Source organism: Provencibacterium massiliense (genome assembly GCF_900169495.1).
GTDB classification, from domain to species: Bacteria; Bacillota; Clostridia; order Oscillospirales; family Ruminococcaceae; genus Harryflintia; species Harryflintia acetispora.
The window spans coordinates 224,196-249,302 of the sequence record NZ_FWCH01000012.1 but is presented as its reverse complement, the minus strand read 5'-3'; the positions used below and the strand labels follow the sequence as shown (position 1 = coordinate 249,302).

Sequence of the window (25,107 nt, the reverse complement as noted above, 5' to 3'; positions counted from 1 at the left end):
TGTATATGCGAAAAGAAAATGGCAAGAGAGAATCCCCCTATAAAGGAATCCTCAAATTTGCCGACGAAAAGAAACCGCAGCTATCATTTGCCGTTGTCCTATCTGTTTTGTCCTCTGCTTTTGGTATTGTTCCATATATCGCGGTTGCAATCTTGCTGCAAAAGGCATTGGCAAGCAGTCTGACAACGACTTGGGCAATCCTCTTGCCGGTCATCGCTCTGTGCGGGTATCTTTTGAAGCATACCCTTTACGCGAAATCGACGCTTTGCTCCCATAAGGTAGCTTACGAAATCATCAAAAATATTCGTACCACAATCATGAAGAAAATGTCCAAGGTATCTATGGGAACGATTCAGGGCAAATCTTCTGGCGAGTTTAAGCAGCTTGTTATCGATGATGCGGAAAGGCTGGAAGGACCGCTGGCTCATGCTATCCCTGAGATGACCGCCAGCATACTTGTTCCGATCTTTGTCATTCTGTATTTGTTGGTGATTGACTGGCGCATGGCGTTGGCCGCTTTGGTTTCAGCTATTTTGGGAAACCTGATCTATTATGGCATGATGTTTGGCCGTGGCGAAGTGATGAAGGAATACATGATGTCCAATGCCAATATGAACGCAACCATTGTGGAATATGTCAATGGTATGGAGGTCATCAAAGCATTTAATCAGACTGCTTCCTCAATGGGGCGGTTCCAGTCGGCGGTTCTAAAGGTGCGGGACATCACGACAAAGTGGTATAAACACTGTTGGCCGTTTATGAGCATCAGCCAAGCGATTCTACCATCCTCGATTGCCTTTGTTTTGCCTGTCGGAATGGCTCTTATTTCAGGCGGTGCGGTTAGTCTTGCCGAACTGATTGTTTGTATTCTTCTCTCTATGGCAATCGTTGGTTCCCTGCAAAACTTTACCGAGTTTTGGGAAAGTTTTGCCGTTATTTCTGAAGTGCAGCCCCGTATTCAGGCGCTTCTTGATATGGAAGAATTGACGGAACCGGCACAGCCGAAGCATACAGACAAAGCCGACATGCAGATGAAGGATGTTCATTTCGGCTATGGCGACAGCGAGATCATTCACGGTATTTCTTTCACAGCAAAGGCCGGAAGCGTAACTGCCTTTGTGGGGCCTTCCGGTTCGGGTAAATCAACCTTAGCCAAACTGATCGCCCGGTTTTGGGATGTCGATGCAGGCGCAGTTTTAGTAGGCGGGATTGATATTCGGGAGATGTCCCTTACCGACTTAACAGAGAAGATCAGCTATGTATCGCAGGACAACTTTCTGTTCAATATGAGTCTGCGCGATAATATCCGCATTGGTAAACCGGAGGCTACTGATAAGGAAGTGGAATGGGCGGCAGCACAGGCCGGGTGCGATGAATTTATTTCACGTTTCCCCCAAGGGTACGATACCAATGCCGGTGACGCTGGGGCAAGGCTTTCCGGTGGCGAGCGCCAGCGCCTTGCCATAGCGCGGGCAATCCTCAAAAATGCGCCTATCGTGATTTTAGATGAAGCCACCGCCTTCACAGACCCGGAGAATGAAGATAAATTGCAGCGTTCCATTGATAAGCTGACAAAGGGGAAAACTCTGATTGTCATTGCGCACCGGCTCTCTACCATTATGTATGCCGACCAGATTTTAGTGTTGGAAAACGGACAGATTACCGCACAGGGAACCCATGAGCAGCTTCTAACCCATTCCGAAACCTATCTGGATATGTGGAAAGCTCATATCAGCGCAATGGACTGGAGTATGAATCAGGAGGTGAGTGAATTATGCTGAAAATCATCCGGCGCGTACTGCGTTTAAGCGGAAACTTATCGAAACGGATTTGGGGCAGCTTTATCTGTGGCTTTCTGGAATCCATGTTCGGCCTGCTGCCAATCGCCGCCGTCTTTCTTGTCCTGATAGAATTGCAGAACGGTCAACCGATTACAGGACAAACATGGGGTATTGTTATCGGCTTGATTGCAGGAGGTTTAATCCTGCGCATGATTTTCAAATATCTGGTTTACCGGCTGCAAAGTACGGCAGGCTTTGAGTTTGTAGCCAGAGAACGGATTGCATTGGGCGACCGGCTGCGGAATGTGCCGATGGGCTTTTTCCATGATAACAGTGTCGGAGACATTACGGCGACTGTTACAACGGATTTGAACTTTCTCGAGAACTACTCTATGCACATTCTTGATAAGGTTACAACCGGCGTTTTGAGTATGATTGTCATGGCGGGTTGTATTTTAGCCTTTGACTGGCGTATCGGTTTGATTTTCGTGGCAGGCATCCTTCTTTCCTTCCCAATCTACAGCCACATGCAGAAAAAAGGAAAGGCGCTCTCTGCAAAGCGGCAGAAAATCCAATCCGAAGCAGTTGCGGCCACATTGGAATACGTGCAAGGCATTTCCGTTGTAAAATCCTTCAATATGTGCGACAAAAATCTGAGCGATATTGAAGATGCCTATGAGAGCAATGCGGCTGCCTCTTATGGGGTGGAGCGTGTATTTACCCCGCTCAATATGACCTATTCGATGGTGTTCCGTATTTCGGCCTGCATGATTATGCTGTGCGCGGGAATCCTCGCTGTTGGCGGCGACCTGTCTTTTGCTAATCTCGCCGTTATTCTGATCGCTTCCTTTACCATCTTCAATCCGATTGAGGTTATGGGCCAGATGACGACAATGATTCGGACAATGGACGCTGCCCTTGACCGGGTAGAGCGTATCAAACAGGCAAAAAAAATTGATGAAAACGGTAGGGACATCCCTTTGGATTCTTTTGACATTGGCTTCGAGCATGTGTCCTTTGCTTATGAGAATGGCAATCCAATTTTGAAGGATGTGAGTTTTTCCATTCCACAGGGCAGCATGACTGCGATTGTCGGTCCCTCTGGAGGCGGCAAAACCACCATTACAAGGCTGATCGCCCGGTTTTGGGATGTGCAGGAAGGCAGCATTACCATAGGCGGCCACGATGTCAAAGAGTTTACCTGTGACAGCCTCTTGAAGAATATGAGCATGGTATTTCAAAATGTGTATCTGTTCCACGATACTATTGAGAACAATATTAAGTTTGGCTGCCCGGACGCAACCCATGAGCAAGTGGTAGAAGCGGCAAAGAAAGCCTGCTGCCACGATTTTATCTCTGCTCTGCCACAAGGATATGACACGGTAATTGGCGAAGGCGGCTCCACCCTGTCCGGTGGAGAAAAGCAGCGGATCTCCATCGCCCGCGCCATGCTCAAGGACGCGCCGATTATCCTGCTTGACGAGGCAACCGCCAGCGTTGACCCGGAAAACGAGGTGCATTTGCAACAGGCCATCAGCGCTTTGGTAAAAAATAAGACGCTGATTGTCATTGCACACCGGCTGTCCACGATTCGGGATGCCGATCAGATTTTGGTGGTGGATAACGGAAAAATTGTAGAAAAAGGCGTTCACGCTGAACTGATACAACAAAAAGGAATCTATCAAAAATTCTGGAATATCCGGCAGAAAGCGCGGAACTGGAAACTTGCACAGTAATTTATGCACTGCGGCGGGCGATATGCCGCCTGCCGCAGTTACTTCGACACAATGGTTAGCTTTGATTAACCGGAAAGGAGGGAAACGGTGAAATCTCATTGGATAAAACGAATCGTGCGGCTGCTGGTTCTGCTCTTTGGCGTAAGCATCCTGTGCTTTATCCTGACTGCATTATCCAGTACAGACCCAGCCACTTATCTTGTGCGCCGTGGAAATCTCTCTCCTACACCGGAAGTGATTGAACAGGTACGCGCGGAACTTGGTTTGGATCAGCCGCTTCCGATTCGGTATTTGAACTGGATCGGCGGTGTCTTTCGCGGCGACTTTGGGGAATCTATTTTTTCAACAAACGAGGTGGCTGCGGATTTGGCAGCCTACTTCCCGCAAACGCTGCAATTAGTTTTTCTGTCGTTAGCTGAAATTATCATGTTTTCAATTCTGCTTGGCGTTTTATGCGCGGCCAAAAAGAACAAGCTGACGGACCATATCATGCGGATTGTTTCGCTGTTTGGAATTTGTGTTCCTCCGTTCTGGCTCGGTTTTTTGCTGTTGATTGGCTTCGCTGTGGAAATCCCGATTTTCAGCGTAACGCCTGCATCGGGGATTATGGGATTGATATTGCCATCCATTACCTTATCTTTTCCTGTGATTTGCTCGACTGTACGGGTATTTCGCGCTTCACTGCTGGAAGAAATGCACCGTGATTATGTGAGCTTTGCCCGTGCCAACGGGATGACGGTAAACAGGATCCTCTGGAAGAAGGTATTCCGCAATGCCCTGCCGCCCGTCATCACCCTGTTCTGCCAGTATGTAAGCTATCTGATTGCTGGAAGCGCCGTAGTGGAAAAGGTCTTTTCTATCAAAGGTGTGGGCAACTACCTGATGAACTGTATTATGGCTGCTGATGCCAACGCGATTGGCGCTTGTATGCTGATTATCGCCGCGCTGTATCTTCTGGCCGAACTGTTTGGCGAAATACTCAACCACTTGCTATGCCCATGGAGAAAGGAGGAAAGCGATGCTGCGTAAAATATGGAGAAATCCGCAGGCGGTCATCGGGCTTGGCCTGATTGTGCTGATCTGCGCCGTTGCAATTCTCGCACCGCTTTTGGCTCCCCATGCGCCGGACGAGGTGAATCCACTGATGAAATATCAAGCGCCGAGCGCCGATTATCCCCTTGGAACCGATCAGCTTGGGCGGTGTGAATTATCCCGCTTGCTTTATGGTGCAAGAGCATCCCTTGGGCTGGCGCTTCCCATTTTGATTCTGTTGGGAGGGATTGGTTTAATCCTTGGAATGATGACAGCGTGTATCGGCGGCTGGTTTGACCGTGTTGTGACAGGAATCAGCCAGGTATTTATCGCTTTCCCCACGCTCATTATCGCAGTGGCGATTATCGGCGTTTTGGGAAATGGCCTGCAAAATATTATTTGGGCGGTTGTCATCTCCATGTGGGCGCGGTTTATGCAGCTTATTCGCACCTATGCCAAAACGGAACTTGGGCGGGATTACATTGTCGCCGCGAGGGTGTCCGGCTGTGGAATGTGGCAGCTTATTGTTCACCATTTAATTCCCAATATCCTTCCGCAGTTTTTGGTGTATTTTTCAACGGGCGTAGCTTCGGCCATCCTCACGGTTTCCAGCTTTTCGTTTCTCGGCCTTGGTCTGCCCAGCGGAACGGCTGAATGGGGCGCAATGCTGGAGGAAGCGCAGGTGGCGTTGTATTCCCACCCGGAACTGCTCATTTACCCCGGCATCTGCATTTTCATTGCCGCCGCAGGCTTCAATCTGTTTGGCGAGGCGCTTAGGGACATTCTTCAGCCGCAGGAGGATGTGCTATGAGCAAAAAGCTGTTACAGGTAGAACATCTTAGCATTGCGCTTAAAAATCCATATCAGGATTTGGTGAAGGACATCAGTTTTTCGTTGGAGGAAGCGGGTGCAGTTATCCTTTTAGGCCAATCAGGAAGCGGAAAAACGATGACCTGCCGGGCAATTTTGGGGCTGCTTAACAGCAGCGCCTTCCAAGTGAATGGCGAAATCTTTTTTGATAACAGATCGCTTTTACAGCTAAAGGAAAAAGAACGGGCGCTGTACTATGGCAATAAAATCGCTTTTATCCCGCAAAATCCGATGACGGCGCTCGACCCTTCCAGAAAAATTGGTGCTCAAATGGCCGAATTTCTTAACCTGCATCAAGATTTGAAGAAAAAGGAAGCCTTGTCTCTTTATGAACAGGCGTTGTCTCGGGCAGGGCTTACAGACACCAAAAGGATTTTAAGCAGCAGGCCGTATCAGCTTTCGGGTGGTATGCTCCAGCGCTGCCTCATTGCCCTTGCGATTGCCGGTAACGCAAAGCTGGTGGTTGCCGATGAACCGACTACCGCTTTAGACGCGATTCACAGGGACAAAGCGGTGGAGCAATTCCTGCATCTACAGGAGCAGGGCTGCGCACTGCTTTTAGTCACCCATGACTTTGATGTTGCACGGCATGTCGGAGGCCATGTACTGATTTTGAAAGAAGGACAGATGGTAGAACAAGGCTGCGCCCAAGAGGTCTTACAGAATCCAATAGCTGATTATACCAAGGAACTGATTGAGGCGATCCACTTGGGATGGGGGTGAGTACATGCTGGAGGTGAAAAATGTAAGCAAACAATACAAAGGCGAAGATAAGTTGCTGTTTGATGCGGTTTCTGATGTGAGCCTGCCTATGGAAGATCATCATATCTACGCTTTGGTGGGAGAAAGCGGCTGCGGAAAAAGCACCTTGTCACGGTTAATTTTGGGGCTGGAATCACCTTCGTCCGGTCAAATCCTGCTGGACGGAAAACCGATTTCCCGCAAAGGAAAAAGAAACCGGAAAGAAACGGCAAAAGCAATCCAACTGGTATTGCAGGACGGAAAAAGCGCCCTTGACCCCCATTTTACGGTTTATCAGGCGATTGCCGAGCCAATCCGAAACCTGCTGAATATACCTAAAGAGAAAGAACGGGCAAGAATTTTTGAATTGCTTGACCGTATGGGGATGCCGAAGGAAACAGCGAACAAGAAAACGGGCGAACTCTCCGGCGGGCAGCAAAAGCGCGTAGGGATTGCCCGTGCTTTGGCTGTTTCCCCGCGCTATATCGTCTTTGACGAATCCATCAGCGGTTTGGATGTCATTCTGCGCAAAAGTATTTTGGAATTGCTAAAAAGAGTTCAGGAGGAAGAACAATGCTGTTATCTTTTCATTACCCATGAGATTGACGCGGCGCTTTATCTTGCGGATGAAATTCATGTGATGCAAAACGGGAAACTGATCGAAAGCCGTCAATGGAATGGGGATCTGAAGATATTTCAAAACCCCTATACCAAACAGCTTTTGCGCGCTTCCCACTTGATTTGAAATAGGTATATACGCTCCTTGGGGCGTGATATATACAAAAAACGAAAGGACGGTTTGATTTATGAAACTAAAATCACTTGCTGCACTGATGATGGCGGGCGTTATGGTGCTTGGTCTCTGCGCCTGCAACAGTACAACACCCGATACTTCCGGTTCTGATTCTACTCCGGTAAGTATCACAACAACAGAAAGCTGGGATTTTTCCACCGGCTTCTATCCAGCGATGTCCCCTGCCACTTCCAATGGTACTTACGGTTTCACCTACTATGCCCGTAACTGCTACGATACACTCGTCGTTCGGGAAAATGGTGAATTTAAGGCTGGGCTGGCCGAAACGTGGGACATCAGCGATGATGGACTGACCTACACTTTCCATCTCAAAGAAGGCGTGAAGTTTTCGGATGGTGCTGACCTCAATGCGGAAGCAGTAAAAACCAGCTTAGAGGCGGCATTCTCCAATTTGGGAGCATATATTGCATCCTTTGGTAAGATTGGAACACTCACGGAGTCGATTGAAGTGGTGGACGAACATACCGTGGCAATTCATCTTACCACTCCTTATTATGGTGTTTTGAACGACCTCGCCATGTGCAACCCAATGGGAATCGTATCGCCCAATGCGTTTAATGAGGATTTGACAACTAAAGAAGAACTGCTGACCCAGACAATGGGGACTGGCCCCTATATGTATGCCGGGGACGGTGACGGAACCTCTTATACTTTCGTCCGCAATCCCAATTATTGGGGAGAACAGCCTGATGTGGACGAATTTACCGTAAAAGTGATCGCGGATCCCGATGCTGCAATTCTCGCTCTGCGCAATGGCGAAGTGGATCTGCTTGCGGGTACATCCCGTTTGAGCTTTGCTGGTTATACCGAACTTTCCTCTGCGGATGGAATTGGCACCGTATTGGATGACAGCATTTCCAACAGCCGTTTTATCGGCTTCAATACACAGGAGGCTCCGTTTAACGATGCCGCTGTCCGGCAGGCGGTGGCCTATGCGATTGATAAGGAAACGATCAGCGACAGTGTATTCTCCGGTCTTGAAACAGCTTCGGAACAGTTGCTGGATACCTCTCTACCGTATTGCGATGTAGAAGCCACTACATACAGCTACAATGCAGATAAAGCAAAAGAATTGCTGGAAAGCGCCGGTTGGGTAGACAGTGATGGCGATGGCATCCGCGAAAAAGATGGCGCAAAATTGAGTGTTACGCTGGATTATATCACCAATCAGGGAACAATGGACGATGCGGCGCTTGTAATTGCTCAGGAATTGGGTGAAGTAGGGTTTGAAGTAACGCCTCGCGGTTCGGATAATATGACGTGGTTTACGCAGGTTTCTACCGATTTTGATTTCTCGCTCCACACAACCTACGGCGGTTACTATGACCCGTTCCTCACCATGACGAATATGAACCCGGAAATGATGTCCGACCCGATTTTGTGGCAGGTTGCCCTTACTATGGAAAATGGCACGGACACCATTAAAGAGCTGGACAGCACCGCTGATTTGGACCGTGTGCAGGAAATCTATAACCAAGTGCTTAACTTTGCGGCAGATCAGGCCGTGTTGGTTCCGTTTACCTCTGCGCATCAGTATGCCGCTTTCAACAGTGAGAAGCTTGATTCGTTCAGCTTTGGCAGCGACCAGTTGTTTATTGAAATCGCCAATGTAAAGGCGAAGTAACGAAAGCGAATACGAAGAATGTTCTGGAAGGGAGGTGTGCCAATGGCCTTGACATCAGCGATGGAGGATTATCTGGAGGCTATCTTAATGATAAAGCAGCAGCACGGTTATGTTCGATGCGTAGATGTCGCAGAGCAGTTGGGGGTAAAAAAGCCTTCCGTAAGCCGGGCAGTCAAGGAACTCATAAAATCCGGCCATCTTGTTAAAAATGCTGACGGTACACTTTCCCTAACGGAACTAGGATTGCAGATTGCCGAGCAGATTTACGAAAAGCACCTGTTTTTCACAAAGCAACTTATATTGGCTGGCGTGGATCCCGAAACCGCAGAGCAGGATGCTTGCGGCATTGAACACGCAGTTAGTTCAGAATCGTTTCAAAAATTAAAGAAAGCATTTGATGACGGTTAGGTGGTGGTGATATGGGAAATTAGCCGTGTTGGATTTAGAGGATTCTGGCAGACAAATAGGCAAAAAACTGCTTTCCCTGCTTTCCCCGAATCAAAAGAAGGAGTTGGCTCAATTTGTTCGTGACTATGAGGCTGGCGATATTCCGGCTGATCTTCCATATATAACGCACTTTCGAGGCCAGTATTTTACTCCATTACAGGTGGATCAGCCATTAACAGAAATCCGGGAAGGTGATTTATATTTCTGTTTAGAGCAACGCCTTGTGATGGTGCAAGGCAATGTGATTCCTCTGACAGTCAAAGAATTTGAAATCTTCTCCTTGCTTATCTTAAATCCAAAACGAGTATTCACCTATGAAATGCTTATGGATCTGGTATGGAAAGAATATTATACTTACTATTCACGGAAAGCGGTTAATAATCACGTAAGCAATTTACGGAGGAAATTAAAGATTGCTCCCGATCTGCCTAACTACATAAAGAGCGTCTATGGCATCGGCTATAAATTTGAAGAAAAATAGAAAGGTGAGGAAGTGTATAAACGCTGCCTCACCTTGTTTTATCTCTAATGTCTCTGAAATGCTTCTATGGGTAATTTCCCTCTTGACAGAACCCGCCTCTCGAGATAAAATATAACAGTGATATATAACAGCGTTATAAGGAGGCGAAGAAAATAGACGGCAATCTGACAACCTTAGAACGTATCCACCAGGCCGCAAAAGCAGAGTTTTTAGAAAAAGGGTACAAAGACGCTTCCTTGCGGAATATTGTGAAATCCGTGGGAATGACTACCGGAGCCTTTTATGGCTATTACAAAAGCAAAGAAGAATTGTTCGAGGCTTTGGTAGGCGAGCATTATGCGTACCTGCTTGGCTGTTTTCAAAAAGCGCAGAAGGAATTTGCCGATCTCCCCCACGAGCAGCAGCCGGAGGTTATGGGAGACATTTCCGGCGCTTGCATGTTTGATATGCTCCACTACGCTTATGAACATCTTGAGGAATGTAAGCTCATCCTCTGCTGCTCGGAAGGGACAAAATTTTCCGGCCTTATTGATGAAATGGTGGAAATTGAGGCAGCGGCAACCCATGCCTATCAGGAAGTCTTGCAGGAGCTTGGACGGCCTTCTCCGCAAATTGACCCCGCACTGGAGCATATCCTGATTACCGGCATGTTCCACACCTTTTTTGAATTGGTGATTCACGAGATGCCGCTTCAAAACGCAGAAAATTATGTGGAGGAAATGCGGGTTTTCTATACAGCCGGATGGATGAAAATTATGGGGCAGTAATGCCCTGTAATTTTTGCCCACGGGTTAGCTATAACTAACTTATACGGATATAAGAAGAACGCGCTTGTGTTCTCTTTATCGTAGATGAAATAAAGAAAAGGAGGAATCTTCTTTGAAAAAACAATCCAATCTGTCACGCCTGCTACAGATTGCAGGCAACCACAAGTACCTGACTTACGCTTCCTGGGTGCTTTCGGCCATCAGCGCCCTCATAGCGTTAGTGCCTTTCTACTATATCTGGAAGGTCATGCAGGAAGTGTTGGCAGTTGCGCCGGATTTCAGCCATGCGCAAAACCTGACCCGTAACGGCTGGATGGCGGTGCTGTTCGCAGTGATCGCGGTGTTGGTCTACATAGGCGCTCTGATGTGTTCCCACAAAGGGGCGTTCCGCATTGCCACCAACCTGCGCCTACAAACGATGGAGCATATTGTAAAGCTGCCGCTGGGGTTTGCAGAGCAATTCGGCAGCGGCAGGCTGCGCAAGATCGTCAATGAATCCAGCGCCGCCACCGAAACCTATCTGGCGCATCAGCTTCCCGACCGTGCCAATGCCATTGCGACGCCATGCGGCCTTTTGGTTCTGCTACTGGTGTTCGACTGGCGGCTGGGACTTTTGAGCCTTGTGCCGGTAGTGCTGGGCTTTCTGATTATGATGACGATGACCGGAAAGAAAATGCAGGAAAAAATGAAAGAATACCAAAACGCTCTCGATGATATGTCCAATGAAGCGGTAGAGTATGTACGGGGGATTCCCGTTGTAAAAACCTTCGGGCAGACCATATTCTCCTTCAAAAAATTCAAGGATTCCATTGATAGGTATAAGGTGTGGGTGATTGCCTATACCAAGCAGCTTCGAGCACCCATGATGTTCTATACGGCAGCCATCAACGGCGTCTTTGCCGCGCTGATTGCCGGCGCCCTGATTTTTACCCAAGGCGGCGTTACCAAGGATTTCCTGCTGGATCTCATGTTCTATATCATCATTACGCCCATTATCTCCGTTACCCTCACCCGCATCATGTTCCAGAGCGAAAACGCCATGATTGTAGACGATGCCTTGCAGAGAATCGACAGCGTATTGAATCTTAAGCCGCTTGCAGAACCAAAACAGCCGGAACACCCAGAGGACGCTTCGGTACAGCTTAACCATGTTCATTTCAGTTATGATGGAAAAAACGAGGTCATCAAGGATATTTCCCTTTCAATTCCCGCAGGGCAGACGGTAGCTTTTGTGGGACCTTCTGGCGGTGGCAAGACCACGCTTGCCAATCTGATCTGCCGGTTTTTTGACCCGCAAGGCGGGCAGGTGAAAATTGGTAGCGTGGATGTGAAGCACATCGCCAAAGAGGAACTAATGAATACAGTTTCTTTTGTATTCCAGAATAGCCGCCTAATCAAAGCCTCGATTTTGGAAAATGTGCGTATGGGCAAACCGGATGCTACCTGCGAAGAAATCATGGCTGCCCTCCACAATGCCCAGTGTGACGATATTCTGGAAAAGCTGCCCCAAGGCGCAGACACCGTGATCGGGACAAAAGGTGTGTACCTTTCCGGTGGCGAACAACAGCGGATTGCCATCGCCCGCGTGATGTTGAAAAATGCGCCTGTCGTAATTTTAGACGAGGCCACCGCCTTTGCCGACCCGGATAATGAATCTCGCGTACAGGCAGCCTTTTCCAAGCTGTCACAGGGGAAAACGGTGATTATGATCGCCCATCGTCTCTCTACCGTAGCTGGCGTAGACCAAATCTATGTCATTGAGGACGGGCAGATCACAGAGAGCGGCAAGAGCCGGGAGCTGCTGGAAAAAGGCGGCGTTTTCAGCCACATGTGGCAGGACTATCAAACTTCTGTTCAATGGAAAGTTGCAAAGGAGGTACAATAAAGTGATTAAAAGGCTTCAAAAGCGATATGCCCTTTCCGAGCAGGGGGCGAAAGATTTGGTGAAAGGCTGTCTGGCCTGCGTTCTTCAAAATCTTTCCTTTATGTTCCCGGTGGGCCTCTTGTATTTTTTAGTAGGCGATTTGATGAATGGCGGTGTTCCCGGCGAAAAAATTGCTTTTTACATCGTGGGCTGCGTGGTGTGCATTGGCTTGATCTTGCTTACCACTTACTTTCAATACAACGCTACCTACTTTGCCACTTATACAGAAAGCGGTGTGCGGAGGATTACGCTGGCTGAACGACTTCGGAAGATTCCGCTGTCCTTCTTTGGAAAAAAGGACTTAGCTGACCTTACCAGCACCATCATGGCCGACTGCACCTTTTTGGAGCAGAGTTTTTCTCACTTTATACCGGAACTGGCAGGATCAATCATCTCCACTGTCTTAATTTCCATTAGCCTTTTGGTGTTCGACTGGCGCATGGCATTAGCGGCGCTGTGGGTGTTGCCGGTTGCCTTTGCTATTGTAGGCTTCTCCGCAAAGGTGCAGGAACGGCTCAATCAGAAAGCGATGGATGTAAAGATGGCCTGCGCCGACGGGATTCAAGAGTGCATTGAAACTGTGCGCGACTTAAAAGCCAACAACGCCGAAGCAGAATACCTGAAAGGCTTGGAAAAGAAAATCCGCGCCGTGGAACATCGTTCCATTCTCAATGAGTTTGGGTTGGCGGCCTTTGTGGTATCGGCCTCACTCATATTAAAGCTGGGAATTGCCACCGTTGCGTTGGTAGGCTCTATTCTTCTGATAGGCGGCAGCCTCGATGTCCTGACTTTCTTCCTGTTCCTGCTGGTTGTTTCACGGCTCTACGATCCGCTGCAAGGGGCGTTGCAAAATCTGGCGGCGGTTATCAGCACCCGCACTAATATCGCCCGCATGAATGAAATCCTCGATCATCCGATTCAGCAGGGAGAAAACAGACTTTCCAACAAAGGCTATGACATTACCTTCGACCATGTAGGCTTTGCCTACAACACAGGAGAAACCGTATTGAAGGATGTTTCCTTTACCGCAAAGCAGGGTGAAGTCACAGCCTTGGTAGGGCCTTCTGGTGGCGGCAAAACAACAGTTTCCCGGTTGGCAGCAAGATTTTGGGATGTGAGCCGGGGAAAGATCACCGTGGGAGGCATGGATATTTCCAAAATTGACCCGGAGACGCTGCTTTCCCTGTTCTCCATTGTATTTCAGGACGTTACCCTGTTCGACAATACCATTTTGGAGAATATACGAATTGGGAATAAGGACGCAACCGATGAACAGGTTTTAGCCGCTGCAAAACTTGCCAATGTGGACGAATTTGCCGAAAAGCTGCCGGATGGCTGGCATACCAACATTGGAGAAAATGGCTGCGAGCTTTCCGGCGGCGAACGGCAGCGGATTTCCATTGCCCGAGCTTTCCTGAAAAACGCGCCGATTATTCTGTTGGATGAAGCCACCGCTTCGCTGGATGTGGAGAATGAAACCTTGATTCAAACTGCCCTCTCCCGTCTAATCGCGGATAAGACCGTACTGGTGATTGCTCACCGGATGCGCACCGTAGCCGGAGCAGACAAAATCGTGGTGCTTTCTGAAGGAACCGTGGCCGAAGAAGGCGCACCGGAAAAATTGTTAAAGCAAAACGGCTTGTATGCCCGAATGGTGAAGCTACAGACGGAAAGCCAAAGCTGGAAACTGGCGTAGAATTTTTGTTTCTTCCAGTTTCATTATCTGCCGCGTCGGCTATAAATTTGAAATCTGAGGAATGCCATCATGGCTTGAAACGGCCATGGTGGTATTTTTTTTGCGAAAACACCTATAAAAACACCCTTAAAAATGTCACGACTAATAGAGAGGTATTTTTAAATTTTTCTGCTGAACCCCCCGTAAAAATCCCCTCAAAATGAAATGACTATTAGAAGGGTATTTTTGTGTTTGTCCACGCAATAATTCCCTCGAAAATATACGGATATATGAGAGGGATTTTGAGCTATCTCAAATTTATTTTCAAAAGGGGGCGTCATTTTGCTGTCAAAATGTACGGATAAATAGAAGAGTGTGTTTTGACCGTCCAAAAGGAGGTGATAGAAATCAAAGAGAAAATCCCCGTGATGACCTACTCCCAATACCGCAGAGCTAGAAAGCTAGTCCATCAGTGCTGCAACTATGAGAGCGGGAACTGCCTTGCCCTTGACGATGGAGAAGAATGCGTTTGCGTGCAAAGCATTTCCTACTTTCTGCTGTGCAACTGGTTCCGTGCCGCTGTCCTGCCTTTGGATGAACCTCTGGTGACTGCTTTGCTTCATCGGAAAGAACATAAACGGTGCGCTGTCTGCGGACAATCCTTTCTTCCCGGTTCCAACCGGGCAAAATACTGCAAGTCCTGCGCCGCTATCGTTCACCGCAGGCAGAAAACAGCCAGTGACCGGAAAAGGCGGGCTGCCTGCGGACAATTAGAGACGAAAAAGGCTTGATTCTGCGGGCTTTGCAAGCACCGGTCAACGGGATAGAGGGATAAATCCTTATGCCCGCCCAGAACGAGCTTCTAATTGTCCGCACAGGCTCCTGACCTAAACGGGATTTCCCCAGACAGGCAGCAGGCTGAGTACATATAGGTTCCCGCTTCATTTTGTCTGCCTAAACGGGAATATCCAGGATTGGTTTTTCAGAACATGGCAAAGCTGACGCTCTGGAGCGCCCATATCCTGTTTTTCAGTCCGTGGCTTTCCCGCCTGTCAGACAGCCCGGATTTAGACGGTAGTTAATAAGAAAAGAGTTAAATACAAAATAGTCAATATCAATCTATCTATCATAGCGATGATGGATAGAAAGGAGAATTTATGATTCCATACAAAACAGATACCGATATTTCGTCTTATATCATTTTCCCACGATTCCTTATCCCCCTGGATTTATCCAATGACGCCAAGGTGCTGTACGCCCTGCTTTTAGACCGGGCGGGGATTTCCAGGAAGAAAGGATACATCGAAGCAGATGGGACTATCCGTCTGTACTTTACTGTGGAGGACGCCAAAGCGAAACTTCGCCGAAGCAGGCAGGTGGCAACACGGGTGTTTCATGAACTGGAATCCTGCGGTTTGATCTTCCGCCGGAAACAGGGGCTTGGCAGACCGGCTGTGATCACCCTGAATCTGCCAGCTAAAGAAAGGAGGAGCGCCAATGATTGATGACCAAAAGCTGTATGAGCTGCTGAAAGACTTTGACCCCGCAGTAGGGGAACGGATGGAAAAGCACTTCAAGGATGGGGCGTTTTATTTTGACCTTGGCGGCAGCAGCTATCCTTTCTTTGAGGGGAATACCGTCTATACGGTCATTCCCCACTTTGCGGAAAAAGGCTCGGAAGGGATCGTGAAGAAGCTGAAGCGGCTGATGGAAAAAGATTTGAAAGAGAAAGAACCGGAAAGATAGCTGCAAAAAGCCAATCGGAGCGTTATAATAAGGGCAACCGTTTACTTGGCTGCCTGAACAGAAAGGAGAAGCAAATGAACCAGCAGCCAGAGAAAATCACCGCTTTATACTGCCGCTTGAGCCAGGACGACGCTCTGGACGGAGAAAGCAATTCCATTACCAACCAGAAAGCCCTGCTGAGCAAATACGCCGCCGATCATGGATTTCGGAACACCCGGTTCTTCGTGGACGATGGCTTCTCAGGAACCAGCTTTCAAAGGCCGGGGTTCCAGGAGATGATGCGATATGTGGAGGATTACAGCGTATCCGCTGTAATTGTCAAAGACCTGTCCCGGCTGGGCAGGGAGTATTCCTACATGGGGCGATTGCAGGATTTCATCTTCCCTGCCTATGACGTCCGCTTTATCGCCATCAACGACGATGTGGACAGCGCCAAAGGGGAAAATGATTTTGCGGTGTTCAAAAATGTATTCAACGACTACTACGCCAAGGATACCAGCAAGAAAATCCGGGCAGTGGTTAAGATGCGGGGCGAAGCCGGGGAGCATATCGCCAGCAATCCGCCTTATGGGTACATAAAAGACCCGCAGGACAAAAAGAAATGGATTGTAGACGAAGAAGCGGCAAAGGTGGTGCAGCGTATCTTCAACCTCTGCATTGCCGGAAAAGGCCCCATGCAGATTGCAAAAACCCTCACAGCCGACAGGGTGCTGACCGTCACCGCCTATCACGCCAGGCAAAAGGGCTGGGTCATGCCGGAGAACCTATACCGTTGGAATACCAACGCCGTGCTTAGAATTTTGGAGCGGCGGGAGTACACGGGCTGTACCGTAAACTTCAAGACTTATACCAAGTCCCTGAAATTCAAAAAGCGGATGGAAAACCCGGTTGAGAACCAGCGAGTTTTTGAGGACACACAGCCCGCCATCATTGATAAGGGACAGTGGGAACGGGTACAGGAACTTCGGAAGAACAAACGCAGGCCGACAAAAACAGGAAGAACCAGCATGTTCTCCGGCCTGCTCTACTGCGCCGACTGCGGGGCCAAGCTGTATTTCTGCACCTGCAATACCTACAAAGACGACAGCCAGAATCATTTTGTCTGCTCCAATTACAAGAGCAACACCGGCTCCTGCAAAATCCACTATATCCGGGAACAGGTGCTTTACCGGATTGTGCTGGAAACCATACGGCAGACATTGAGTTATGTCCGTATGTTCCGGAAGGATTTCAAGCTGGAAATGCTGGCGCAGGACGAGGAAAGCCGCAAGGCCGAACTGGCAGAAAAACAGAAAGCCCTCTCCGGGGCGAAAAAACGGATGGAGGACTTGGACCGGATTATCCAGCATATCTATGAGGACAATGTGCTGGGCAAGCTGTCTGACAGCCGGTACCTAAAATTATCCCGCCAATATGAGAAGGAGCAGGCAGAGATTGAGCAGCTTGCCGCCGTACTGGAACGGGAAATTGAAACACAGGCCGGGCAGGTTTCCGATGTGAACGAGTTTCTGAAGCTGGTGGACAAGTACCTGGATATTCCGGAACTCGACGCCGCCATCCTCAATGAGCTTGTGAGCAGGATCGTGGTGCACAGCCCGGTAAGGGAGAACGGAAGGAAGCAGGTGCGAATCGACCTGCATTTCACCTATGTGGGGCAAATCCGCATCCCCTTGAAGATTGGAAGGGAGTCCCTAAATGAATCGGAACCGGCGTGACCTAACACGCCGGTTCCTACCAAAATTCTTTTTACTTCCTTATGGGACGTTGCCTAATGGAGGGGGTGTTTTTTTGATCAATCGATCGGCTTTTCCATAATATAGTCGTCCATCACATAGCCGCTCCCAATGTCGGTGGTCTGGGTATAGGCCTTGTGAAAGCCCATCTTTTCATAGGCGGCGATCGAGCCGGAATTGTATTTGTTTACCGTCAGCCAGATGGCCCGCAGTAAATTGCGCCGGCACATATCCTCTAAAAATTCCATCACCTTGCGGGCGATCCCGTGGCCCCGGCAGCTTTGGCGCAGATAGAGCTTACTTAAAAAGAGCCGGTCCTCCTCCACCTTGATCCCGCAATAGCCCGCGGTCTCCTCGCCGAGGCGCAGGAGGAAGTATTGGTAGCCCTCCTCCTTCATCTGCCGGCGCACCGCCTCGGGGGACTGAAACTTTTCGACCATGTAGTCGATCTGGCCTTCGCTTAGAATCCCCGCGTAGTGCTCGTGCCACACCTCGTCGGCCACCTGGCACAGCTCCTGTATCTGGCTCTTCTGCACGGCGGGCAGGATGGATATTTCCTCGCGCAGGGGCTTATCCTTCCAGTACCACCAGTTTAGCTTCTCAGGGTCGGGGTTTTCATGCTCCGCAAAATAAACCGCGCAGCGATAGACGTAGAGCTGGCAGCGGTCGATCGGGCATCCCCTGCGCAGGCAGTCGCGCGCATAGATGTCCTCCGGGTCCTGCCCTCTCAGCGAGGCGATGGTCGTGTAGCCCAGCGCGATCAGGTCCTCCTCGGTCTTCTCCCCCACGCCGGGTATCCTTCTCAATTCGGTCTTCATATGAACCTCCTTGTCGCCGTAGGCGATTTTGAGCGTGAATGGAACTCTTACGCCGTTCCCTCCTGGGTGTCGAAACGAATCAGATTCCGGGGTTGCCCCGGCCCTGCCAGTATACCACCATCCCCCCGCCTTCGCAAGGGGCCGAAAATTTTCCCTACTCCCCCACCGGCACCCGCCGCGCGCCGATGTTCTCCAGAAAACGCTCGTCGTGCTCCACCAGCAGCATGGCGGGCTGGTACCGCCCGAGCAGCCCCTCGATCTGCTCGCGCGAGGGGATGTCGAGGTAGTTGAGCGGCTCGTCCCAGACGTAGAGGTGCGCCCGCTGGCAGAGGCTGCGCGCGAGGAGCACCTTCTTTTTCTGCCCCTCGCTGTAGCAGGAGAGCTCCTTTTGGAACTGGGTGCGCGAGAACCCCAGCTTTCGCAGGATGGCCAGAAAGAGGCTCTCGTCCACCCCCTCGTCCCGCGCGTATCCACGCAGGCTGCCGCGCAAAAAGGAGGTGTCCTGCGGCACATAGGAGACGACGAGCCCGCTGCCGGGCTGTAATGCCCCGGTGTGGGGCACCGCCTCGCCGAGCAGGAGGCGCAGCACGCTCGATTTTCCGCAGCCGTTGCGCCCGCACAGCGCAATCCGCTCCCCCCGCCCGAGGGTGAAATTAAGCCCTGTAAAGAGCGGCTGTGAGCCGTAACCGACCGAGAGCTCCCGCGCCTCGAGCAGCCGCTGGGAGGGGTAGCGCAGAGGGCTGAGCGCCAGCTCCTCGCTCTCTTCGAGGTCCTGGAGCAGGGATTCCTTCTCCTCGATCTGGCGCTGCTGGCGCGCCTCGATGACCTTGGCGCGCTTCATCATCTTGGCCGACTTGTGGCCGATATAGCCCCGGTCCACCTTTAAGCCGGAGTTGTAATGGCCATACTTGGTCTTTTCCAAGGCGTTCGACCAGGAGGCGGTTCCCTTGGCGGCGGCCGACAGGCGGTCGATCTCCCGGCGCAGCGCCTCGTCACGCGCAAGCTCGTACTCATCCTGGCGGCGGCGGTTCTCCCGGAAGCTCTGGTAATTCCCCCGCTGCAGCTCGATCGAACGCCTGTTGAGCGAGAGGATATGGTCCACCGCCCCGTCGAGCAGCGCGCGGTCATGGGAAACGAGGATAAACCCCCGTTTCCCGGAGAGGTAGTTTGCCACCACCCGCCGTCCTTCGCTGTCGAGGTGGTTGGTCGGCTCGTCGATGAGCAGGAAGCGCTCCTTTTTGAGGAAGAGCGCGGCCAGGCAGCATTTGGTGCGCTCCCCGCCGCTGAGGGTGCAAAAGGGCCTTTCCAGCACCTCAGGGTCCACCGACAGGCGGGAGACCTCGCGCGCGAGCAGCTCCTCGATCTGGTAACCGTCCTGCGCGAGGTAACGCTCCTGCAGCTGGCCGTAACGGTCGATGTCCCCCTGCTCCAGGGCCTCCTCCATCTCGCGCTCCCAGCGCTCAAACGGAGCGACGGCTTCTTTGAGCACCCGCAGGGCGATCATGCTTTCGTCCTCTATTGGGAAGGGAAAGTAGTCGAACGAAACGCTCGCCTGGATGCTCCCACTGTAGCGGTACCGCCCGAGCAGGAGGTTTAGGAAGGTGGTCTTCCCCCTCCCGTTGCGCCCGACAAAGCCGAGCCGCCAGTCGGTGTCCAGCGAGAGGGATACGTCCTCAAAGATGTTTTCATGGCTGGTGTCATATTGGAAGGTAAGGTTTTGAATTTGTATCAACGACATGTGTGGTTCCCCCTTCTAAGGGGCGCGCTTTTTTATCTACAAGTTGCAGGTTGCTGCGGCGCCCCTCTCAAAGTATTAAAATCCTTCAAGAAAAGCACACAACTCCCCGCGGCTTGCAGCTTGCAAATACAAAAACAGCTTCAGCCCGCAATGGGCCAAAGCCGCTTTTCACACATCGGATGATGGAAAAGGGGCGTGCGCTATTCTTGCGTTGGGACATAACACCACCAAAGCCGGAACTCCTCCCGGCCGCGGCCCATGTCCAGTTTTCAGCAAGAATTACTTGCGCACCTTTTCATCTCCTGACTATTCTCGATTTGCGCCCAGTATATCACGGCGCCCACCCACTGTCAAGGCTAAAAAATCATCCGCTTAACGCGCGCCGTGATCTCGGCACCCGCCCGCTGTCAAGACTCACCGATGAGCATCCCCTCGAACTTATAAAGCAGGCGTTTTGGCGCGAGCGCAACCACCCGGGTGCCCGCGTCGGTGTATTCCTCGCTGAGCACCTTGCCCTCCCGGCGCAGCTCGGCGAGCAGGGCCCCGCTTCCATACGGGATCAGCAGCCTTACTTGCTGTTGAGCGGGCGGCAGCGTGCGCGCGATGGCCGCGAGGAGATCCTCGAATCCCATCCCGGTCCTGGCGCTGATGAGCACCGTGTCCCGCCCGAACACTTCGGGCAGCGCGGCGAGCCGGTCACACTTATTGTAGACGGTGAGGATGGGGGTGTCCCGAAGCCCCAGCTCCAGGAGCAGCTGGCGGCTGACGCGCAGCTGCTCGTCCGACTGGGGGCTGGTGATGTCGCAGACATTGAGGATCAAGTCGGCGGTGGCCGCCACCTCCAGGGTGGATTTGAACGCCTCGATGAGATGGTGGGGCAGCCGCCGGATAAACCCGACGGTGTCGATGAGCAGCACCTCTCTCCCGTCCGGCAGCGCGAGTGCGCGGGCGGTCGGGTCCAAAGTGGCGAAGAGCTTGTCCTGGGAGAGCACCTGCGCGCCGGTCAGGGCGTTGAGCAGGGTGGATTTCCCAACGTTGGTGTATCCCACCACCGCCACAATCAGCTGCCCGGTCTTTTTGCGCCGTGCGCGCATGTTCTCCCGCCGGGCGCTGAGCGCGGCGAGCTTGCGCTCCAACGACTGGATCCGGCGGCGGATATGCCGCCGGTCGCTCTCCAGCTTGCTCTCTCCCGGACCCCTGGTGCCGATCCCGCCGCCGAGGCGGGACAGGCTCTCGCCGAGCCCCGCCAGCCTCGGCAGCAGATAGCGCTGCTGCGCGAGCTCGACTTGCAGCTTGCCCTCGCTGGTGACGGCGCGCTGGGCGAAGATGTCTAAAATCAGCATGGTCCGGTCGATCACCGGCACCCCGACCTCCCGCTCGAGGTTGCGCAGCTGGCTGGCGCCCAGCTCGTGGTCGAAGACCACGAGCTGGGCCTCAAGGTTCTTTGCATATTCGCGCAGCTCGGCCACCCTCCCCGCGCCGATACAGGTGGCCTTGTCGAATTCCTGGCGACGCTGCCAGAGCCGGCCCACCACCTCGGCCCCGGCCGTGGAGGCGAGCTCCTGCAGCTCGTCGAGCGAGACCTCGACGTCATATTCTCCCAAATCCACCGCCACCAGAATGACGCGCTGGGGCTGACTCAAAGGCTCGGGCATATCCATTCTCCCTGTCGTGTTAATCGTTGTCATAGGACTATTATAACACGGGGCGCAAGCTTTTTGCGTCCCGGCTCCCCATCAGGCGCTATTTCCTTGTATTGGCGGGTAAAATAGTTTATAATGGAAATTGACCGCACAGAAAAAATGGAGGTAACCATACAATGGACGATAGTCTGAAAATCAAACTCTATTCCTTCACATTGGACTGCACGGACCCCTACGGGCTGGCCAAGTTCTATGCGGCGCTGCTGGGGTGGGAAATCCCGTATCACGACGAGGATTTCGCGTGCCTCGGCGCCCCGGGCGCGGCCCAGGGGGCGTATCCCGGCATCACATTTCAAAAGAATCCCGCCTACCGGCCTCCGGTATGGCCCGACGAGCCTGAAGCGCAGCAGCAGATGGCCCACCTGGACTTCGCCGTCAACGATCTCGAAGAGGCGGTGAAGCACGCCGTTCAATGCGGGGCGGCCGTCGCCCAGAAGCAATTTTCCGACGGCTGGCGGGTCATGCTCGACCCCGTCGGGCATCCCTTCTGCCTGTGCCGGATGAAGGAAATGATCGAGAGCCCACATTTTGCGCTGCTATAACAGCCTATATGAGGGTAATCTAATCTTTGAGATTGGGAGGATTGGCCGCAGATGAACGGATTTTACGACTTTTCGCCCGACCGCGAGCGGGCGCGCTGCAGCCGGATCGGCTGGTCCCTCTTCGCGATGGTCCTCCTCACGCAGCTGGCGGGGATCGTCTGCCTTTGGCTGCTGCCCCGGCTGTTCCACGCGCTGGCCGGCCTTGTGTGGTACGCCCCCGCCTTGTCCATCCTGCTGCCCATGCTCATCGGCTATCCGCTGCTTTGCCTGTTGCTTTTGCCCGTGAAGCCCCTCGCCGCCCCCGAGGCGCGGCCCATGCGCCCGCTCCAGTTCCTGGGGGCGCTGGTCTGCGCCTTCGGGCTGGGATATCTTTGCAACTTCGTCACGGTTCTGCTGACCACCGCCTTTGGCGAGCTGCTCGGGCGGCCTTATGAAAACCCGCTCTTTTCCCTGGCGGGCACCCTGCCCTTCCCGGTGCTGTTTTTGTTCATGGTGGTGATCGGCCCCATTCTGGAGGAGTACATCTTCCGGCGGGTGCTGCTCGAACGGCTGCGCCACTGGGGCGAACGCTTTTGCATGTTCGCCTCGGCCGCCGTCTTCGCACTGGCGCACGGCAACCTCTCTCAGCTGCTCTACGCCTTCGCGGTCGGGCTGGTGCTCGGCTATGTGGTGCTGCGCTTCGGCAGGCTGCGCTACAGCGTGCTGCTGCACATGCTTCTGAACCTGCCCGGCGCGCTGATCCTCGGGCTGCTCGGCCCGCAGATGCTCTACGCCCTCGAGCGGCAGCCCCAGCAGATGGTCGAGTTCGGCCGTCAGGCGGTCGGCATGCTGGCCGTCACGCTCATCCTGAGCGAGTTCGTGCTGCTCACCATTCTGGGGAGCGTGCTGATCCTCACCTTCCGCCGGCAGCAGCTCCTGCTCCCCCGCGGACCGATGGGCTGGCCGGAAAAGCTCAAATACCGCCTTTTCTTCACCTCCCCCGGGATCGCCGCCTATATCTGGCTGAGCGCCGTTTTGATCCTGCTCGCCCTGTTATGGGGATAAAGGATGATAGAAACGTTTGTTTGAGACATACTAAGAGTATTAGCTAAAAATGAGGGATTCGTTTGCAACGAGAAAAATTTTCTTCCCGCCTCGGCTTTCTGCTCATTTCGGCGGGCTGTGCAATCGGTTTGGGGAACGTCTGGCGCTTCCCCTACATCGCCGGGCTCTACGGGGGCGCGGCCTTCGTGCTCATCTACCTGTTCTTTTTGGTGATCCTGGGGCTGCCCATCATGGTGATGGAGTTTTCGGTCGGCCGTGCCAGCCGCAGGAGCGCCGCGGCCTCCTTTCGGGTGCTCGAGCCGCAGGGCTCGCACTGGCACCTGTTCGGCTATGTGGCGATGGCGGGCAACTACCTGCTCATGATGTTCTATACCACCATCGGTGGATGGATGCTCGCCTACTTTTTCAAGATGCTGCGCGGGGAGTTTGTGGGCCTCAGCCCGCAGGAGGTGCCGGGGGTCTATGACGCCATGCTCGCCGACCCCAAGGGGATGGTCCTTTGGATGCTGCTGGCCGTGCTGCTGGGGTTTGGCATCTGCTCGCTCGGGCTGCAGAATGGGGTGGAGCGGATCACCAAGGTGATGATGTCCAGCCTCTTCGTGGTGATGCTCGTCCTGGTGGTGCGCGCCGTCACCCTGCCGGGGGCCGGCGAGGGGCTGCGCTTTTATCTTTACCCCGACTTTTCGCGCATGCGCGAGCAGGGCTTTGCCACCACCGTCTTTGCGGCGATGGGCCAAGCCTTCTTCACGCTGAGCATAGGCGTCGGATCAATGGCGATCTTCGGCAGCTATATCGGCAAGGACCGCCGTCTGACGGGCGAGGCGGTCAGCGTCACCGCGCTGGACACCCTGGTCGCCCTGCTGGCGGGGGCCATCATCTTCCCCTCCTGCTTCGCCTTCGGGGTCAATCCGGACAGCGGGCCGGGACTGGTCTTCAAAACCCTGCCCAATATCTTCGGCGCCATGCCGGCCGGGCGGCTGTGGGGGACGCTCTTCTTCGTCTTCATGACCTTTGCCGCGCTCTCGACCATCGTGGCGGTGTTTGAAAACATCCTCTCCTTCGCCATGGACCTCTGGGGGTGGGGCCGCAAAAAGGCGGTGGTGATCAATATCCTGCTCATCTTCCTGCTCTCGCTGCCCGCGGCCCTGGGCTACAACTATCTTTCCGGGATCACACCGCTGGGGGCGGGAAGCACCATCCTCGACTTCGAGGGCTTCCTCGTCTCCAACAACTTCCTGCCGCTGGGGTCGCTGGTCTACCTGCTCTTCTGCGTCACCCGCTACGGCTGGGGATGGGACAACTTCATCGCCGAGGCGGACACCGGCAAGGGGCTGCGCTTCCCGAAGTGGGCGCGCTTTTATGTGACCTTCCTGCTGCCGCTGATCGTGCTGGTCGTTTTCGCCTATGGCTACCTGGAAAAGTTTTTCCTAAAGGGATGAACGGGCTGATTTTAAAAACCGAACGCCTCCTTCTCTGCCTGCCCGGAGGGCAGCAGCGCGCCGCGCTCCAGCGCCTGCCGCACTTTCCCGGATGGCTGGGCGACGAGGGCCAGCCGGAGGGGTATGGCTGCCTCGCGGCGCTGTGCAAAAATGAGCCGGCGGGCGCGATGGGGCTATTCTCCTGCACGCTCGGCGGCCGGCGGCTGTGCGGCCTCTACTACGGGCTGCTGCCCGCCTTTTGGGGCCGGGGCCTTGCCGCCGAGGGGGCGGCGCGCTGTCTGTCCTATGCCTTTGAGGCCCTGCGCTCCCCCTTCGTGGTGGCGCCGGTACCCGCTTCGGACCTGCCCGCGCGCCGGGTGGCCGAGCGGCTGGGAATGAAAATCGAAGGGGAGCAGGGCGGGAAGCTGGTCTACTGCCTGCACGCCCCGGGCGATACGGGGACAATATAAGGC

At 52.9% G+C, this 25,107-nt stretch carries 23 protein-coding genes; 20 read left to right on the top strand and 3 right to left on the bottom strand.

Annotation, left to right across the window (positions count from 1 at the left end):
- The first annotated feature begins 5 nt into the window (after positions 1 to 5).
- The 16 genes from B5477_RS06220 (at position 6) to B5477_RS06145 (ending at position 17,353) form a co-directional block, all read left to right on the top strand.
- Positions 6 to 1,781, top strand: coding sequence for an ABC transporter ATP-binding protein (locus B5477_RS06220; protein WP_159448953.1), 1,776 nt, complete (start codon positions 6 to 8; stop codon positions 1,779 to 1,781).
- Positions 1,775 to 3,517 (top strand): ABC transporter ATP-binding protein, encoded by a 1,743-nt coding sequence (locus B5477_RS06215; protein WP_021658794.1) that lies wholly within the window; start codon positions 1,775 to 1,777, stop codon positions 3,515 to 3,517. Before B5477_RS06220 ends, B5477_RS06215 begins: the two co-directional genes overlap by 7 nt.
- Positions 3,518 to 3,604: 87 nt before the next feature.
- Entirely contained in the window at positions 3,605 to 4,546 is a 942-nt protein-coding gene (locus B5477_RS06210; protein ID WP_079698887.1) for an ABC transporter permease, read from the top strand.
- Entirely contained in the window at positions 4,536 to 5,360 is an 825-nt protein-coding gene (locus B5477_RS06205) for an ABC transporter permease (RefSeq protein WP_044914357.1), read from the top strand. Before B5477_RS06210 ends, B5477_RS06205 begins: the two co-directional genes overlap by 11 nt.
- Positions 5,357 to 6,142 carry an ATP-binding cassette domain-containing protein gene (locus B5477_RS06200; RefSeq protein WP_021658791.1) on the top strand — a complete coding sequence of 262 codons (786 nt, stop codon included), beginning with the start codon at positions 5,357 to 5,359 and terminating at the stop codon, positions 6,140 to 6,142. The genes B5477_RS06205 and B5477_RS06200 overlap by 4 nt, the downstream gene beginning before the upstream one ends.
- A 4-nt stretch (positions 6,143 to 6,146) precedes the next feature.
- Positions 6,147 to 6,905 carry an ABC transporter ATP-binding protein gene (locus B5477_RS06195; RefSeq protein ID WP_021658790.1) on the top strand — a complete coding sequence of 253 codons (759 nt, stop codon included), beginning with the start codon at positions 6,147 to 6,149 and terminating at the stop codon, positions 6,903 to 6,905.
- Between the two features lie 61 nt (positions 6,906 to 6,966).
- A complete protein-coding gene (locus tag B5477_RS06190; RefSeq protein WP_079698886.1) occupies positions 6,967 to 8,598 on the top strand; it encodes an ABC transporter substrate-binding protein in 1,632 nt (543 codons plus the stop codon).
- A 42-nt stretch (positions 8,599 to 8,640) separates the two neighbouring features.
- Positions 8,641 to 9,006 (top strand): metal-dependent transcriptional regulator, encoded by a 366-nt coding sequence (locus B5477_RS06185; protein ID WP_079698885.1) that lies wholly within the window; start codon positions 8,641 to 8,643, stop codon positions 9,004 to 9,006.
- 25 nt (positions 9,007 to 9,031) lie between these two features.
- On the top strand, positions 9,032 to 9,526 hold the full coding sequence (locus tag B5477_RS15205; protein WP_479725090.1) for a winged helix-turn-helix domain-containing protein: 495 nt from the start codon (positions 9,032 to 9,034) through the stop codon (positions 9,524 to 9,526).
- Between the two features lie 152 nt (positions 9,527 to 9,678).
- Positions 9,679 to 10,293, top strand: coding sequence for a TetR/AcrR family transcriptional regulator (locus tag B5477_RS06175; protein ID WP_079698884.1), 615 nt, complete (start codon positions 9,679 to 9,681; stop codon positions 10,291 to 10,293).
- Between the two features lie 112 nt (positions 10,294 to 10,405).
- Complete coding sequence (locus B5477_RS06170; protein WP_079698883.1) at positions 10,406 to 12,178, top strand: ABC transporter ATP-binding protein; 1,773 nt, start codon at positions 10,406 to 10,408, stop codon at positions 12,176 to 12,178.
- Between the two features lies 1 nt (position 12,179).
- Positions 12,180 to 13,913, top strand: coding sequence for an ABC transporter ATP-binding protein (locus B5477_RS06165; protein ID WP_079698882.1), 1,734 nt, complete (start codon positions 12,180 to 12,182; stop codon positions 13,911 to 13,913).
- 407 nt (positions 13,914 to 14,320) lie between these two features.
- Entirely contained in the window at positions 14,321 to 14,683 is a 363-nt protein-coding gene (locus B5477_RS06160; RefSeq protein ID WP_079700404.1) for a cysteine-rich VLP domain-containing protein, read from the top strand.
- Positions 14,684 to 15,049: 366 nt separating this feature from the next.
- A complete protein-coding gene (locus B5477_RS06155) occupies positions 15,050 to 15,397 on the top strand; it encodes a replication initiator protein A (protein WP_022789415.1) in 348 nt (115 codons plus the stop codon).
- Positions 15,390 to 15,638, top strand: coding sequence for a hypothetical protein (locus tag B5477_RS06150; protein WP_022789414.1), 249 nt, complete (start codon positions 15,390 to 15,392; stop codon positions 15,636 to 15,638). The genes B5477_RS06155 and B5477_RS06150 overlap by 8 nt, the downstream gene beginning before the upstream one ends.
- A gap of 74 nt (positions 15,639 to 15,712) precedes the next feature.
- On the top strand, positions 15,713 to 17,353 hold the full coding sequence (locus B5477_RS06145; protein WP_022789413.1) for a recombinase family protein: 1,641 nt from the start codon (positions 15,713 to 15,715) through the stop codon (positions 17,351 to 17,353).
- Positions 17,354 to 17,430: 77 nt separating this feature from the next.
- Here B5477_RS06145 and B5477_RS15445 read toward each other — a convergent pair whose 3' ends face one another.
- The 3 genes from B5477_RS15445 to hflX form a co-directional block, all read right to left on the bottom strand.
- Entirely contained in the window at positions 17,431 to 18,189 is a 759-nt protein-coding gene (locus B5477_RS15445; protein ID WP_159448952.1) for a GNAT family N-acetyltransferase, read from the bottom strand.
- 154 nt (positions 18,190 to 18,343) lie between these two features.
- Positions 18,344 to 19,927 (bottom strand): ribosomal protection-like ABC-F family protein, encoded by a 1,584-nt coding sequence (abc-f, locus tag B5477_RS06130; protein ID WP_079698881.1) that lies wholly within the window; start codon positions 19,925 to 19,927, stop codon positions 18,344 to 18,346.
- Between the two features lie 407 nt (positions 19,928 to 20,334).
- Entirely contained in the window at positions 20,335 to 21,588 is a 1,254-nt protein-coding gene (hflX, locus tag B5477_RS06125) for a GTPase HflX (protein ID WP_423241246.1), read from the bottom strand.
- Positions 21,589 to 21,746: 158 nt separating this feature from the next.
- Between hflX and B5477_RS06120 the strand changes: the two genes are divergently transcribed.
- From B5477_RS06120 to B5477_RS06105, 4 genes are all read left to right on the top strand, one after another.
- Positions 21,747 to 22,172: a VOC family protein gene (locus B5477_RS06120; RefSeq protein WP_079698879.1), complete on the top strand. Its 426-nt coding sequence runs from the start codon at positions 21,747 to 21,749 to the stop codon at positions 22,170 to 22,172.
- A 51-nt stretch (positions 22,173 to 22,223) separates the two neighbouring features.
- The gene (locus tag B5477_RS06115) at positions 22,224 to 23,216 is read left to right on the top strand and encodes a CPBP family intramembrane glutamic endopeptidase (RefSeq protein ID WP_079698878.1); all 993 of its coding nucleotides are present in this window, start codon (positions 22,224 to 22,226) and stop codon (positions 23,214 to 23,216) included.
- 62 nt (positions 23,217 to 23,278) lie between these two features.
- On the top strand, positions 23,279 to 24,655 hold the full coding sequence (locus tag B5477_RS06110) for a sodium-dependent transporter (RefSeq protein ID WP_079698877.1): 1,377 nt from the start codon (positions 23,279 to 23,281) through the stop codon (positions 24,653 to 24,655).
- The gene (locus B5477_RS06105; protein ID WP_079698876.1) at positions 24,652 to 25,104 is read left to right on the top strand and encodes a GNAT family N-acetyltransferase; all 453 of its coding nucleotides are present in this window, start codon (positions 24,652 to 24,654) and stop codon (positions 25,102 to 25,104) included. The genes B5477_RS06110 and B5477_RS06105 overlap by 4 nt, the downstream gene beginning before the upstream one ends.
- Positions 25,105 to 25,107: the final 3 nt, after the last annotated feature.

Coding starts and splice junctions, on each gene's coding strand:
- B5477_RS06220 (WP_159448953.1), top strand. CDS start 6: ATGCGAAAAGAAAATGGCAAGAGAGAATCCCCCTATAAAGGAATCCTC.
- B5477_RS06215 (WP_021658794.1), top strand. CDS start 1,775: ATGCTGAAAATCATCCGGCGCGTACTGCGTTTAAGCGGAAACTTATCG.
- B5477_RS06205 (WP_044914357.1), top strand. CDS start 4,536: ATGCTGCGTAAAATATGGAGAAATCCGCAGGCGGTCATCGGGCTTGGC.
- B5477_RS06200 (WP_021658791.1), top strand. CDS start 5,357: ATGAGCAAAAAGCTGTTACAGGTAGAACATCTTAGCATTGCGCTTAAA.
- B5477_RS06195 (WP_021658790.1), top strand. CDS start 6,147: ATGCTGGAGGTGAAAAATGTAAGCAAACAATACAAAGGCGAAGATAAG.
- B5477_RS06190 (WP_079698886.1), top strand. CDS start 6,967: ATGAAACTAAAATCACTTGCTGCACTGATGATGGCGGGCGTTATGGTG.
- B5477_RS06185 (WP_079698885.1), top strand. CDS start 8,641: ATGGCCTTGACATCAGCGATGGAGGATTATCTGGAGGCTATCTTAATG.
- B5477_RS06160 (WP_079700404.1), top strand. CDS start 14,321: ATGACCTACTCCCAATACCGCAGAGCTAGAAAGCTAGTCCATCAGTGC.
- B5477_RS06155 (WP_022789415.1), top strand. CDS start 15,050: ATGATTCCATACAAAACAGATACCGATATTTCGTCTTATATCATTTTC.
- B5477_RS06150 (WP_022789414.1), top strand. CDS start 15,390: ATGATTGATGACCAAAAGCTGTATGAGCTGCTGAAAGACTTTGACCCC.
- B5477_RS06145 (WP_022789413.1), top strand. CDS start 15,713: ATGAACCAGCAGCCAGAGAAAATCACCGCTTTATACTGCCGCTTGAGC.
- B5477_RS15445 (WP_159448952.1), bottom strand. CDS start 18,189: ATGAAGACCGAATTGAGAAGGATACCCGGCGTGGGGGAGAAGACCGAG.
- abc-f (WP_079698881.1), bottom strand. CDS start 19,927: ATGTCGTTGATACAAATTCAAAACCTTACCTTCCAATATGACACCAGC.
- hflX (WP_423241246.1), bottom strand. CDS start 21,588: ATGGATATGCCCGAGCCTTTGAGTCAGCCCCAGCGCGTCATTCTGGTG.
- B5477_RS06120 (WP_079698879.1), top strand. CDS start 21,747: ATGGACGATAGTCTGAAAATCAAACTCTATTCCTTCACATTGGACTGC.
- B5477_RS06115 (WP_079698878.1), top strand. CDS start 22,224: ATGAACGGATTTTACGACTTTTCGCCCGACCGCGAGCGGGCGCGCTGC.
- B5477_RS06105 (WP_079698876.1), top strand. CDS start 24,652: ATGAACGGGCTGATTTTAAAAACCGAACGCCTCCTTCTCTGCCTGCCC.